Annotated in this window: 15 protein-coding genes; 9 read left to right on the forward strand and 6 right to left on the reverse strand. The window is 71.2% G+C overall.

Annotation, left to right across the window (positions count from 1 at the left end):
• Positions 1–258 precede the first annotated feature (258 nt).
• Complete coding sequence (locus ABD198_RS06800; protein WP_343998474.1) at positions 259–936, forward strand: response regulator transcription factor; 678 nt, start codon at positions 259–261, stop codon at positions 934–936.
• A 50-nt stretch (positions 937–986) separates the two neighbouring features.
• On the forward strand, positions 987–2,258 hold the full coding sequence (locus tag ABD198_RS06805; protein WP_343998475.1) for an ATP-binding protein: 1,272 nt from the start codon (positions 987–989) through the stop codon (positions 2,256–2,258).
• Positions 2,259–2,280: 22 nt separating this feature from the next.
• Here ABD198_RS06805 and ABD198_RS06810 read toward each other — a convergent pair whose 3' ends face one another.
• Complete coding sequence (locus ABD198_RS06810; protein WP_343998476.1) at positions 2,281–2,784, reverse strand: GtrA family protein; 504 nt, start codon at positions 2,782–2,784, stop codon at positions 2,281–2,283.
• A gap of 153 nt (positions 2,785–2,937) precedes the next feature.
• On the opposite strand from ABD198_RS06810, the gene ABD198_RS06815 reads away from it, so the two are divergent.
• The 4 genes from ABD198_RS06815 to ABD198_RS06830 all read left to right on the forward strand — a co-directional run bounded on the left by ABD198_RS06815 (position 2,938) and on the right by ABD198_RS06830 (position 7,111).
• Positions 2,938–4,077 (forward strand): 5-(carboxyamino)imidazole ribonucleotide synthase, encoded by a 1,140-nt coding sequence (locus ABD198_RS06815; RefSeq protein ID WP_343998477.1) that lies wholly within the window; start codon positions 2,938–2,940, stop codon positions 4,075–4,077.
• Entirely contained in the window at positions 4,074–4,652 is a 579-nt protein-coding gene (gene purE / locus ABD198_RS06820) for a 5-(carboxyamino)imidazole ribonucleotide mutase (protein WP_343998478.1), read from the forward strand. The genes ABD198_RS06815 and purE overlap by 4 nt, the downstream gene beginning before the upstream one ends.
• Before the next feature lie 5 nt (positions 4,653–4,657).
• Positions 4,658–5,839: a dipeptidase gene (locus tag ABD198_RS06825; protein ID WP_343998479.1), complete on the forward strand. Its 1,182-nt coding sequence runs from the start codon at positions 4,658–4,660 to the stop codon at positions 5,837–5,839.
• A 126-nt stretch (positions 5,840–5,965) separates the two neighbouring features.
• Positions 5,966–7,111, forward strand: a complete 1,146-nt coding sequence (locus tag ABD198_RS06830; RefSeq protein WP_343998480.1) for a dipeptidase — start codon at positions 5,966–5,968, stop codon at positions 7,109–7,111.
• Between the two features lie 31 nt (positions 7,112–7,142).
• Here ABD198_RS06830 and ABD198_RS06835 read toward each other — a convergent pair whose 3' ends face one another.
• Positions 7,143–7,535 carry a VOC family protein gene (locus tag ABD198_RS06835; protein WP_343998481.1) on the reverse strand — a complete coding sequence of 131 codons (393 nt, stop codon included), beginning with the start codon at positions 7,533–7,535 and terminating at the stop codon, positions 7,143–7,145.
• Between the two features lie 23 nt (positions 7,536–7,558).
• The gene (locus tag ABD198_RS06840) at positions 7,559–7,918 is read right to left on the reverse strand and encodes a VOC family protein (protein ID WP_343998482.1); all 360 of its coding nucleotides are present in this window, start codon (positions 7,916–7,918) and stop codon (positions 7,559–7,561) included.
• Between the two features lie 100 nt (positions 7,919–8,018).
• Between ABD198_RS06840 and ABD198_RS06845 the strand changes: the two genes are divergently transcribed.
• Entirely contained in the window at positions 8,019–8,561 is a 543-nt protein-coding gene (locus tag ABD198_RS06845; RefSeq protein WP_343998483.1) for a CGNR zinc finger domain-containing protein, read from the forward strand.
• A 231-nt stretch (positions 8,562–8,792) separates the two neighbouring features.
• Here the strand turns inward: ABD198_RS06845 and ABD198_RS06850 are convergent, their stop codons facing one another.
• Positions 8,793–10,136, reverse strand: coding sequence for a UDP-glucose dehydrogenase family protein (locus ABD198_RS06850; protein ID WP_343998485.1), 1,344 nt, complete (start codon positions 10,134–10,136; stop codon positions 8,793–8,795).
• A gap of 191 nt (positions 10,137–10,327) precedes the next feature.
• Here ABD198_RS06850 and ABD198_RS06855 point away from each other — a divergent pair, with 191 nt between their 5' ends.
• Both ABD198_RS06855 and ABD198_RS06860 read left to right on the forward strand, forming a co-directional pair.
• Entirely contained in the window at positions 10,328–11,485 is a 1,158-nt protein-coding gene (locus ABD198_RS06855; protein ID WP_343998486.1) for an acyl-CoA dehydrogenase, read from the forward strand.
• Positions 11,486–11,728: 243 nt separating this feature from the next.
• Positions 11,729–12,070 (forward strand): hypothetical protein, encoded by a 342-nt coding sequence (locus ABD198_RS06860; protein WP_343998487.1) that lies wholly within the window; start codon positions 11,729–11,731, stop codon positions 12,068–12,070.
• A gap of 51 nt (positions 12,071–12,121) precedes the next feature.
• Here ABD198_RS06860 and ABD198_RS06865 read toward each other — a convergent pair whose 3' ends face one another.
• Positions 12,122–12,592, reverse strand: coding sequence for a hypothetical protein (locus tag ABD198_RS06865; protein ID WP_343998488.1), 471 nt, complete (start codon positions 12,590–12,592; stop codon positions 12,122–12,124).
• A gap of 90 nt (positions 12,593–12,682) precedes the next feature.
• The gene (locus ABD198_RS06870) at positions 12,683–12,907 is read right to left on the reverse strand and encodes a DUF397 domain-containing protein (protein ID WP_124442010.1); all 225 of its coding nucleotides are present in this window, start codon (positions 12,905–12,907) and stop codon (positions 12,683–12,685) included.
• Positions 12,908–13,178: the final 271 nt, after the last annotated feature.

Below are 13,178 nucleotides of genomic sequence, written 5' to 3' on the forward strand. Positions count from 1 at the left end.
ACAGGCGTTGACTCACCATACGTCAGGACACCGCCTGGTATGGAAGGGTTTGAGACACGGATCACAGGTTTACGCGGAACTGTGCTCGTGTGTTCGAAGGTCCTCCCAGGATTGCACCCCCGTCTCGAAGGTCACGCACAGGGGTCCAGACCACTCACCGCCCCGTGCCGCGAGGGTGAGAATCCGGTGAGGGAGCGGTAAGAACTGAGCCCGGCGATCACACCCCGAGCCGCATCACGGCGGGACTACCATCACTCCATGACCCGTGTACTGCTCGCCGAGGACGACGCCTCCATCTCGGAACCGCTGGCCCGAGCCCTGCGCCGCGAGGGCTACGAGGTCGAGGTGCGCGAGGACGGACCCAGCGCGCTCGACGCCGGAATGCAGGGCGGCGTCGATCTGGTGGTGCTGGACCTCGGTCTGCCCGGTATGGACGGCCTCGAGGTCGCCCGGCGCCTGCGCTCCGACGGACACACGGTTCCCATCCTGATCCTGACCGCCCGCGCCGACGAGGTGGACACCGTCGTCGGCCTGGACGCGGGAGCCGACGACTACGTCACCAAGCCCTTCCGGCTCGCCGAACTGCTGGCCCGGGTGCGGGCCCTGCTGCGGCGCGGTGCCGCCGAGCCGCAGCAGCCGCCCGCCACGCACGGCGTGCGCATCGATGTGGAGTCGCACCGGGCGTGGATGGGCGACGAGGAGCTGCAGCTCACCGCCAAGGAGTTCGACCTGCTGCGGGTGCTGGTCCGGGACGCCGGCCGGGTGGTCACCCGCGACCAGCTGATGCGCGAGGTGTGGGACACCACCTGGTGGTCGTCGACCAAGACCCTCGACATGCACATCTCCTGGCTCCGCAAGAAGCTCGGCGACGACGCGGCCAACCCCCGCTACATCGCCACCGTGCGCGGCGTGGGCTTCCGCTTCGAGAAGAACTGACCGAGAAGAACTGACGAGCCCCCGCGAGGGTTCCCAGTGGGTAAGAGGACATGCGCCGCCGCCTGATCCAGTCCACGCTCGCCGTGGTGCTCGTCGTGATCGCCGTGTTCGGGGTCTCCCTGGTGATCGTCGAGACGCGCACCATCAGCGAGAGCGCCCGTGAGCGGGTGCACTCCGAGGCGGTCCGGCTGGCCAGCATCGTCGACAGCCGGCTGATCGTGGACGAGCAGGTCACGGCGGAGATCCTCAGCGGCCAGATCACCGAGGACCGCTACGCCGTCATCCGGATCCCCGGCCGGCCGGCCATAGAGGTCGGCGACAAGCCGGAGGGCGACGTCATCAGCGCCACCGCGCCCGGCGAGGAGGGCGAGACGGTCACCGTGCAGGAGCCGCGCTCCTCGGTGACCCAGGAGGTCGCCCGCACGCTGCTGATCATCGGCCTGGTGGCGCTGCTCGCGGTGATCGCCGCGGTGCTCCTCGCCGTCCGCCAGGCCAACCGGCTGGCCTCCCCGCTGACCGACCTCGCCGAGACCGCCGAACGTCTGGGCTCCGGCGACCCGCGCCCGCGCCACCGCCGCTACGGGGTGCCCGAGCTGGACCGGGTCGCCGACGTCCTGGACTCCTCCGCCGAGCGCATCGCCCGCATGCTCACCGCCGAACGGCGCCTGGCCGCCGACGCCTCCCACCAGCTGCGCACCCCGCTGACCGCGCTGTCCATGCGGCTGGAGGAGATCACCCTCACCGACGACCTGGAGACGGTGAAGGAGGAGGCCACCATCGCGCTGACCCAGGTGGAGCGGCTGACGGACGTGGTGGAGCGGCTGCTGACCAACTCCCGGGACCCGCGCACCGGCTCCGCGGTCACCTTCGAGCTCGACGAGGTGATCCAGCAGCAGCTCGCCGAGTGGCGCCCCGCCTACCGCAGCGCGGGCCGCGCGATCGTCAGCTCGGGCAAGCGCAATCTGCGGGCGGTCGGCACCCCGGGCGCGGTGGCGCAGGTGCTGGCCGCGCTGATCGAGAACTCGCTGATGCACGGCGGCGGCACGGTCGCCCTGCGCACCCGGGTCACCGGCAACCAGGTCGTCGTCGAGGTCACCGACGAGGGACCCGGCGTCCCCGAGGAGCTGGGCGCCCGCATCTTCGAGCGGGCGATCAGCGGCCGCAACTCCACCGGCATCGGCCTGGCGGTCGCCCGGGACCTCGCGGAGGCGGACGGCGGCCGGCTGGAGATGCTCCAGGCCAAGCCCCCGGTCTTCGGCCTGTTCCTCTCCCGCACCCCGCCGCAGAAGCCCGAGGACACGGACCGGCAGACCGTCCGCTGAGCCGGAACCAGGGGACGGGCGCCTACGGAACGCGCTGCTCCGCGCGGCGGCTGCGCCTGCCCTCGCCGTGCGCGACCGGAGGCCCGGTCACCGGCTCGCGCACCGGCAGCGCGCGGAACACCCAGGTGCGGTAGGACCAGAAGCGGAACAGGGTGGCGATGCCGATGCCGAGGAACTTGAAGATGTTGCTCTGCAGCCGGCTGTCCCAGCCGAAGCCGTACGTCGCCGTGTAGAGGACACCGTTCTCGATCACCAGGCCGATCACGCTGAACACCAGGAACAGCGTCATCTCCCGGGTCCGCCCGGACTTGTCCCGGTCGCGGTAGGTGAAGTAGCGGAAGCCCAGGTAGTTGAAGATGATCGCGACGATGGTGGCGATCACGCTCGCCCGCACCACCTGGAGGTCGGTGACCGCCCGGACCAGGTTGAACACACCCAGATTGACCAGCAGGCCGGCGCCGCCGACCGCACCGAACCGGGCGACCTCCTGGAAGAGCCGCCGGAGCCCCGAGGAGCCGAGTTCCATCGCCTTGAGGCTCCCGTCCGTCGGTGTCCGTCAATGCAGCCATGCTAACCACCCGCCCTCGCGATCTTCCTGCGGACGGCTGCCGGGGCCGCAAGGCGTCCCGCGGGGCGGGCGGGAAATCGGCCACCCTGGCGCGGCGGATACCCTAGGAGCGTGACGTTCCCGGTAGTCGGCATGGTCGGCGGTGGCCAGCTCGCTCGTATGACCCACGAGGCGGGCATCCCGCTCGGCATCAGGTTCAAGCTCCTCAGTGACACCCCGCAGGACTCGGCGGCGCAGGTGGTCGGTGATGTCGTCGTCGGCGACTACCGCGACCTGGACACGCTGCGCGACTTCGCGCGCGGCTGCGACGTGATCACCTTCGACCACGAGCACGTGCCCACCGAGCACCTCAGGGCCCTGGAGGCGGAGGGCATTCCCGTCCGGCCCGGCCCCGACGCGCTGGTGCACGCCCAGGACAAGGGCGTGATGCGGGCGAAGCTCGACGCGATCGGCATTCCCTGCCCGCGGCACCGCATCGTCTCCGACCCCGCCGACGTGGCCGCCTTCGCGGCCGAGGGCGGGGGCTTCCCCGTCGTCCTCAAGACCGTCCGCGGCGGATACGACGGCAAGGGCGTGTGGGTGGTCGGCTCCGCCGAGGAGGCCGCCGAGCCGTTCAAGGCCGGGGTGCCGGTGCTCGCCGAGGAGAAGGTCGACTTCGTGCGCGAGCTCGCCGCCAACGTGGTCCGCTCCCCGCACGGCCAGGCCGTGGCCTACCCGGTGGTGGAGTCCCGGCAGGTCGACGGCGTCTGCGACACCGTGATCGCCCCGGCCCCCGGCCTGGACGAGGCGCTGGCCCTGGAGGCCGAACGGATGGCGCTGAACATCGCCAAGGAGCTGGGCGTCGTCGGACACCTCGCGGTGGAGCTGTTCCAGACCCGCGACGGCCGCGTCCTCGTCAACGAGCTGGCGATGCGCCCGCACAACTCCGGCCACTGGTCCATGGACGGCGCGATCACCAGCCAGTTCGCCAACCATGTCCGCGCCGTGCTCGACCTCCCGCTCGGCGACCCCCGGCCGCGCGCGAAGTGGACGGTGATGGTCAACGTCCTCGGCGGCGACTTCCCGGACATGTACCCCGCGTACCTGCACTGCATGGCCCGCGACCCCAAGCTGCAGATCCACATGTACGGCAAGGACGTGAAGCCGGGCCGCAAGGTGGGCCACGTCAACACCTACGGCGACGACCTGGACGACGTGCTGGAGCGCGCCCGTCACGCAGCCGGTTACCTGAGAGGGACGATCACCGAATGAGCCCTGCCCACCCGTCGCCCGACCACCACCCCTCAACGAGCGCTGACGCGCGCCCCTTTCCCCGGGTGGGCATCGTCATGGGGTCGGACTCCGACTGGCCCGTGATGGAGGCGGCCGCCCAGGCCCTCGACGAGTTCGAGATCGAGTACGAGGTCGACGTCGTCTCCGCGCACCGCATGCCCCGCGAGATGATCGCCTACGGGGAGCAGGCGGCCGACCGCGGACTGAAGGTGATCATCGCCGGCGCCGGCGGCGCCGCCCATCTGCCCGGCATGCTCGCCTCGGTCACCCCGCTGCCGGTCATCGGCGTCCCGGTGCCGCTGAAGCACCTCGACGGCATGGACAGCCTGCTGTCCATCGTGCAGATGCCGGCCGGTGTCCCCGTCGCCACCGTCTCCGTGGGCGGCGCCCGCAACGCCGGACTGCTCGCGGCCCGCATCCTCGCCGCGCACGACGAGGAACTCCTCGGCCGCATGCGGGAGTTCCAGCAGGAGCTCAACGATCAGGCCACCGAGAAGGGCAAGCGCCTGCGCGCCCGGACCGAAGGCACCGGCGGCTTCGGTTTCGGGAAGTGAGGCGCGTGACCGCCCTCGACGACGCCCGCGCCCTGCTCGCCGAGTTCCCCGTCGTCGACGGGCACAACGACCTGCCCTGGGCGCTGCGCCAGACCGGCTACGACCTCGACGCCCGCGACCTCACCGGTGACCAGTCCGCGCATCTGCACACCGACCTGCCCCGGCTGCGCTCGGGCGGGGTCGGCGCCCAGTTCTGGTCGGTGTACGTCCGCTCCGACCTGCCCGATCCGGTGCCCGCCACCCTGGAACAGATCGACTGCGTACGGCAGTTGATCGACCGTCACCCGGGGGACCTGGCGCCCGCGCTGACCGCCGCCGACATGGAGGCCGCGCGCGGCGAGGGCCGTATCGCCTCCCTGATGGGCGCGGAGGGCGGCCACTCCATCGCCAACTCCCTCGGCACCCTGCGCGGCCTGTACGCCCTGGGCGTCCGCTATCTGACGCTCACCCACAACGACAACACGGACTGGGCGGACTCGGCGACCGACGAGCCCCGCGCGGGCGGCCTGACCGCCTTCGGGCGCGAGGTGGTGCGGGAGATGAACCGGCTCGGCATGCTGGTCGACCTCTCGCACGTCGCGGCGACGACCATGCGGGACGCGCTCGACACCAGCGAGGCGCCGGTGATCTTCTCGCACTCCTCCGCCCGTGCCGTCTGCGACCATCCGCGCAACATCCCCGACGACGTGCTGGAGCGGCTGCCCGCCAACGGCGGAGTCGCCATGGTGACGTTCGTGCCGAAGTTCGTCCTCCAGGCGGCCGTCGACTGGACCGCCGCGGCCGACGAGAACATGCGCGCCCACGGCTTCCACCACCTCGACACCAGCCCCGGGGCGATGAAGGTGCACGCGGAGTTCGAGGAACGCCACCCGCGCCCCGTCGCCACCGCCGCCACGGTCGCCGACCACCTGGACCACATGCGCGAGGTCGCCGGCATCGACCACCTCGGCATCGGCGGCGACTACGACGGCACCGCCTTCACCCCGGACGGACTGCGCGACGTCTCCGGCTACCCGAACCTGATCGCCGAACTCCTCCAGCGGGGCTGGTCGAAGGCCGACCTCGCCAAGCTGACCTGGAAGAACGCGGTCCGGGTGCTGGGCGACGCGGAGGACGTGGCCCGCTCCCTGCGGGCGGTGCGCGGACCGTCCAACGCCACCCTGGAGGCCCTCGACGGCGTGCGGTGAGCCGGGGCCGCCCGGTCCGTCCGGGTGGTACCCCGAACGCGCCGTCCACCAGGAAGCGACCCGGCACTCCGTGCGACGGTGACCCTGTTTGGATCACCACCGAGGTCACCACGTACGGAGCCCGCCATGGCCGATCTCCAGGACGACCTGTATCCGGCCGGCGAGGTCGGCAGCGTCGACGAGCTGACCGAGCCGTACCCCGCCGAGGCCGTCGTCGTCCCGGCCGAGCCCTACCAGCCGGTCTCCGACCCCGACGACGCGCCCCTGACCCGCGCCCGCGCCGTCCTGGCCGCGCACCCGGTGGCCGACGGCTACAGCGGGCTGCCCTGGGCGCTGCGCCGGCTGCCCTACTACGACCTCGACCTGGGGGAGAGCGCCGTCGACGCGGACGTTCCCCGGCTGCGCAAGGGCCAGGTCGGCGCCGTGTTCTGGTCGCTGCACCTGCCCGAAGGACCCGGCGCGCTCCGGCCCGGCGACGCGGTCGCCGCGACGCTGGACCAGCTGGACCTGGCGAAGGGCGTGGTCGCGGCCCACGCGGAGGGGCTGCGCCCGGCCCGCACCGCGGGGCAGGTCACCGACGCCCGCAACTGCGGCCGGGTCGCCGTGCTGTTCGGGCCCGCCCAGGCGGCCGCGCTCGGCGACTCCCTCGGCGTGCTGCGCTCCCTGCACGCCCTCGGCCTGCGGGTGCTCACCCTGACCGGCACCACCTGGGCGAGCGCGGCCGGGCTGACCCGGTTCGGCGAGGAGGTCGTGCGCGAGATGAACCGCGTCGGCATGATCGCCGACCTCTCCTACGCCTCGAGCGAGACCGTCCGGCGGGTGCTGACCCTGTCCAAGGCGCCGGTGCTGTTCAGCCGCTCCGCCGCCCGCGCCCTGCGCCCCCACCCGGCCAACCTGCCCGACGACCTGCTGGCCGCCGTCGGCGAGGCGCGGGGCCTGGTCATGGTGCCGCTGACCGCCGAGCAGACCGGACCGACGGTCCGGGACGTCGCCGACCACCTGGACCACGTGCGCTCCCTCGCCGGCCCCGAGTGCGTCGGCCTCTCCGGCACCTACGACACCGGCAGCGCCCACCCCCAGGAGCTCGGCGACACCTCCTGCTACCCGAGGCTGATCGCCGAACTGCTGCGCCGCGGCTGGGAGGAGTCCGAGGTGGCCCTGCTGACCTGGGGCAACGTGCAGCGCGTCCTGCGCGGCGCCGACTTCACCGCCCGCGCGGCCCAGCAACGCCGGCCCCCGTCCACGGCGACCATCGCCGACCTGGACGGGTAGCCGGCCCGCGCCTCCTGCCGGCCCCGGCCGGCTACGGCTCCTCGATCCGGCACAGGCAGAAGGGGTGTCCCGCCGGGTCGGCGTACACCCTGAAGCCCTTGCGCCCGTGGTCCTCCCGGTCCAGCACCCGCGCCCCCAGCGCCAGGACCTGCTCCTCGGCCGCGTCCACCTCGTCCCAGGTGGCCCCGGCGTCGAAGTCGAGATGGAACTGCTGCGAGTCGTGGTCGGCGTGCGGCCACTGGGGCGGGGCGTACCCCTCCGCCCGCTGGAAGGCGAGCCGCGGACCGTCCGGCACCTTCAGCACCACCCAGTCCGGGCTCTCCTCCACCGGTGTGCCGCCGCCGACGGCCGCGTAGAAGCGGGCCAGTGCTCCCGGCTCGGGGCAGTCGAGCACGACGGAACGCAGTCGGGCGACGGCAGTCATGGTGCCTCCCTGGACCGATGGGATCAGCAGGCGCAGAGGCAGAACGGGTGCCCGGCCGGGTCGGCGTAAACCCGCCAGGTGCGCGAGCGGTCCTCCGTCTCCAGCGGCTTCGCGCCGAGCGCCAGCACCTGCTTCTCGGCCGTGTCCAGGTCCTCCACGGTCAGATCCAGATGGAACTGCTGCGAGTGCTCCGGCGACGGCCACTGCGGCGGCACGTAACCGGGGGCCGCCTGGAAGGCGAGCGCCGGGCCGCCGGGCACCTCGAGGTCCACCCAGTCCTCCTCCTGCTGCGGCGTGCCGCCCAGCACCTCGGCGTAGAAGCGGGCCAGCGCCATCGGGTCGGGACAGTCCAGGACGACGGCACCCACCTTGGCTACGGACATGACTCCTCCTCCGGGTCACCTGCACGGGTTACCTGTTCAAGCCGCTAACCGGTAACGGTCGGTTACCCCATGCTGCACCATGGGGGGTAACGTCGCAAGCATGAGTGAGAGATCGCCCGCACCCGGGGGCCTGGCCCTGATCGAGTCCCTGGTCAACACGGTCGACCTGGAAAGCGGCGCCGACTCGCTCGACACGGAGGAGGGGCGTGCCCGCTTCGGGCTGACCGAGGAGGCGCTGTCCGCGGCCCGTCAGCTGCGGGAGTCGCTGCGCGCCACCCTGCTCGCCCACGCCGGGCATCCGCCGCACCGCCCGGTGACCCCGCTCGGCGAGCTGCTCGCCGCCGCACCCCTGGTGATCACCGTGGACCCGGCCGACGGCGCCGCGGCCCTCGCCCCGGTGGAGGACGGCTCGCTGCTCTCCCGCGTGGCCGCCGCCGTCGCCGAGGCCGTCACCACGGGCACCTGGTCACGTCTGAAGGCCTGCGAGGCCGCCGACTGCCACTGGGCCTACTACGACCGCAGCCCCGCCGGGCGCGGCCGGTGGTGCTCGATGCAGGTCTGCGGCGCCCGCGCCAAGATGCGCCGCTACCGAGCGAACACGGCCGGGCAAAAGGGCTCTGAACGGGGCAAAAAGGCCTCTTGAGGGGCGCGTGCGGGGCGCGGAAGTCCCCGTGAGCCTTCACCCGATCCGGGGCGCGTGGTGCAGAATGCAACAAGACGCCGGTTCGGCCGACTGAGCCTCGGCCGAACCGGCGTCACCCGGTCTCAGGGGTCCGCGCGAACTCCCACGCGAGTCCGCGCGGGGAATCCCACGCGAGTCCGCGGGGAATCCCACGCGAGTCCGCAGGGAATCCCACGCGAGTCCGCGGGGGTCTCAGGCGGTGGGCCGCCCCATCGCCCGGTAGCGCCAGCCCGCCTTGCGCCACACCTCCGGGTCCAGCGCATTGCGCCCGTCGAGGATCAGCCGCTCGGCCACCACCTCGCCCAGCGCCGCCGGGTCCAGCTCGCGGAACTCGCGCCACTCCGTCAGATGCAGCACCACATCGGCGCCCCGCACCGCCTCCAGCGCCGAGTCGGCGTACCCGAGCGTGGGGAAGATGCGCCGGGCGTTGTCCATGCCCTTCGGGTCGTAGACCGTGACCTGGCCGCCCTGCAGATGGATCTGCCCGGCCACGTTCAGCGCCGGCGAGTCCCGGACGTCGTCCGAGTCGGGCTTGAAGGTCGCGCCGAGCACCGCCACCCGCTTGCCCAGGAAGGGTCCGCCGCCCAGCGCCTGGCGGGTCAGCTCCACCATCCGGCCGCGCTGGCGCATATTGATCGAGTCGATCTCCCGCAGGAATGTCAGCGCCTGGTCCGCGCCCAGCTCACCGGCGCGCGCCATGAACGCCCGGATGTCCTTCGGCAGGCATCCGCCGCCGAAGCCGATCCCGGCGCGCAGGAACTTCCTGCCGATCCGGTCGTCGTAGCCGATGGCCTCCGCCAGCTTGGCCACGTCGCCGCCCGCGGTCTCGCACACCTCGGCCATGGCGTTGATGAAGGAGATCTTGGTGGCCAGGAAGGAGTTCGCCGACGTCTTCACCAGCTCGGCGGTGGGGAAGTCGGTGACGATGAACGGCGAGCCCTCCGCGACCGGCGTGGCGTACACCTCGCGCAGCAGCTTCTCGGCCCGCTCGCTCCTCACGCCCACCACGATCCGGTCCGGGTGGAGGGTGTCCTCGACGGCGAAGCCCTCGCGCAGGAACTCCGGGTTCCAGGCCAGCTCGGCGTCCTCGCCGGCCGGGGCGTGCTCCGCCAGATAGGCGGCGAGCCGGTCGGCCGATCCGACCGGCACCGTCGACTTGCCCACCACCAGCGCCGGCCGCTTCAGATGCGGGGCCAGCGAGGCGATCGCGGAGTCGACGAACGACATGTCGCAGGCGTACTCGCCGTGCCGCTGCGGAGTGTTCACGCACACGAAGTGCACGTCCCCGAACTCGCCGGCCTCGGCGAAGTCCATGGTGAAGCGGAGCCGCCCGGTGGAGCCCTCGATCCCGGCGACGTGCCGGCGCAGCAGCTCCTCCAGCCCCGGCTCGTACATGGGCACCTCGCCCCGGCGCAGCTTGTCGATCTTCTCCGGGACGACATCGAGGCCCAGCACCTCGAACCCCAGTTGCGCCATGGCCGCCGCGTGCGTCGCGCCGAGATAACCGGTGCCGATCACGGTGATCTTGAGGGCCATGGGGGTGCTCCAGGGGTATACGGCTAGAAGTGCGGGCCCGAGCATAACCGGGGCACCCGTGCGGTCCGTGCGGCCGCTGCGGGGTGCTGTCGTCAAGCTCACCTATCCACGCACGCGGTCCGAGTCTTAAAATTTGAGTTACTTAACGGTAGTTAGCGCCAGCATCACAGCGTTTTGGAGCGTGAGAGACCTTGGCCGGATCGGCTGACTTCGACCTGTACCGCCCGTCCGAGGAGCACGACATGCTCCGCGACGCCGTCCGCGCACTGGCCGAGGCGAAGATCGCGCCGCACGCCGCCGCCGTGGACGAGGAGGCCCGCTTCCCGCAGGAGGCCCTCGACGCGCTGGTCGCCAACGACCTGCACGCCGTCCACGTTCCCGAGGAGTACGGCGGCGCCGGCGCCGACGCGCTCGCCACCGTCATCGTGATCGAGGAGGTCGCCCGCGTCTGCGCCTCCTCCTCGCTGATCCCCGCGGTGAACAAGCTCGGCTCCCTGCCGGTGCTGCTCTCCGGCTCCGAGGAGCTGAAGAAGCGGTACATGACCCCGCTCGCCAAGGGCGACGCGATGTTCTCCTACTGCCTCTCCGAGCCCGACGCCGGCTCGGACGCGGCCGGCATGAAGACCCGGGCCGTCCGCGACGGCGACCACTACGTCCTCAACGGCGTCAAGCGCTGGATCACCAACGCGGGCGTCTCCGAGTACTACACGGTCATGGCGGTCACCGACCCGGGCAAGCGCTCCAAGGGCATCTCCGCCTTCGTCGTCGAGAAGTCCGACGAGGGCGTCTCCTTCGGCGCCCCGGAGAAGAAGCTCGGCATCAAGGGCTCCCCGACCCGCGAGGTCTACCTGGACAACGTCCGCATCCCCGCCGACCGCATGATCGGCGAGGAGGGCACCGGCTTCGCCACGGCGATGAAGACGCTGGACCACACCCGCATCACCATCGCCGCCCAGGCCCTCGGCATCGCCCAGGGCGCCCTCGACTACGCCAAGGGCTACGTCCAGGAGCGCAAGCAGTTCGGCAAGCCGATCGCCGACTTCCAGGGCATCCAGTTCATGCTCGCCGACATGTCCATGAAGATCTCGGCGGCCCGTGCCCTGACCTACCAGGCTGCCGCGGCCTCCGAGCGCGGTGACGCCGACCTCACCTACCTCGGCGCCGCCGCCAAGTGCTTCGCCTCCGACGTGGCCATGGAGGTCACCACCGACGCGGTCCAGCTCCTCGGCGGCTACGGCTACACCCGCGACTACCCGGTGGAGCGTATGATGCGCGACGCCAAGATCACGCAGATTTATGAAGGCACGAATCAGGTTCAGCGGATCGTGATGGCCAGGAACCTTCCCTAGCAGGGTTTTTGCAGGTCGGAGGCGGTTCTGAGGCTCCGGAGGAGTGCTCTCGGCTTTCTGCCCGTTGCGGCCTGATCAGGGCCGTTCATGGGCGTCATGCTGGGGGAATCCTGGGGAGCTGGCGACTCGAAAACAGCCGCTGACCAGCACAAACGAACACAGCCCCCGGCGAGTTGCCGGGGGCTGTTGTCGTGTGGGGATCAGGCGACCTGCCGGGCCACTTCCTCCCAAGTGCTCCCGTACGTGGGAGCGACCGCCGCTGATGTCAAGGCGCTGGCCGGAATCGTCGTCACCGTGGAACGGGCGGGGAAGACCGGTCGACCGGCCACCGTCTTCTCACTCCGTGATGACACTTCCCGTCACGCTGTGCCGCAGCCGGCCCGCACTTACAGCAACAAGAACCCGGACACTTCTCGTCACGCGGAGGCGCAGCCGGCCAGCGCGGAGCGTGAGCAGAACCGTGCTCGGGTCGTCCGCCTGGACGCTTACCGTGTGGAACCCAAGCAGGCCGCCTCTGAGGCCGAACAGCAACCGAAGGGGCCGGAACCGCTCACAGACTTCAACCCTTTCCGCGCCCTGCTGTGACAACCACAGAAGCCCCGGCCACGTCGGCCGGGGCTCCTTTTATTGCTTCGACTACGCGCCTGGGCAGGGCAGTTCAGGCATCGAGCGATTCGGGGAGCACGTCACTACTGCCAGGGACAGATACGAGGGGCGTTCCAGATAGAAGCCGTAGGACATATCCGTACCCGAGTGCAGTCGCTCAGCAGCAGCGCTCACCAGTCGGGCCAGGCGGGTTGTGTCCCGGTCACGCTCAGAGGCGAACCGGGGCGCGAACTCAGTCAGTCGTTCCCCGATCCATCCCGCTGCTTCCTTGGCCTCATCCCAGGTGCCACGAACTAACGAAAGGGGCTTGATGAGCCAGTACGCCGTCTCCAGCGGTGGCAGATCAGACGTGGGGAACTCCGCTGCCACCTCTCGATAGCGCTGGATCAGTTCGGGCTTGCTGCCGGGCGGGGGCGGCTCGGGGTGCGGCGGCCGTCGTAGGGCTTCCTGGTCGAAGCGTTCTCTCGGGCCGACCCACAGGTAGCCGTGATGGTGGTGCACCAGTCGATTCCCGTTCGGTGGTGGGGGTTGCGGGACCAACCGGCCCGGCTTGTGTGGAGGGAGGCCGGGCCGGTTGGCGAGGGCGGAGGGTCAGACGTTCAGACCGAACCGCGCGGGGTCGATCCCGGCCGCGTCCAGCTCCTCCGTGGTGAACCGCAGCGGCTGCGCGTCCGGCCGCTTGCTGTCGCCCAGGGCCCAGGCGTCGTCACCGATGCGGGCCAGGGTCACGCACCCTTCGGTGCAGGGGCCACCACACGCCTTCACGAACGAGGCCCCGTTGATGTCGAGCGCGTACAGGTCGGTTCCGTTCAGCATCACTGCACCTTCCTGCTGACTAATCGCGGCCATGGCTGACCGCCGCCGCCCGTTCGGGCGGGAGTCAAAGGGGAGAGCCGCTCAGCGGTCGGAACGCTTGCCGGACTCGGCGCACCGCGCGCACTTGCACGGCGGCCACCCTGAAGTCATCAGAGGTGCCAGATCGTCGCTCGCTGACACTGCCCGTTCGGGCTCCCACGTTCGCCCGGAGTCACGGGAAACGCGCATCGTCATCAGCGGTCGGTCAGTGAACAGCCGCTGCGCCGCTCCC

It is taken from the genome of Streptomyces thermocarboxydovorans, from assembly GCF_039524635.1.
Classification (GTDB): Bacteria; Actinomycetota; Actinomycetes; order Streptomycetales; family Streptomycetaceae; genus Streptomyces; species Streptomyces thermocarboxydovorans.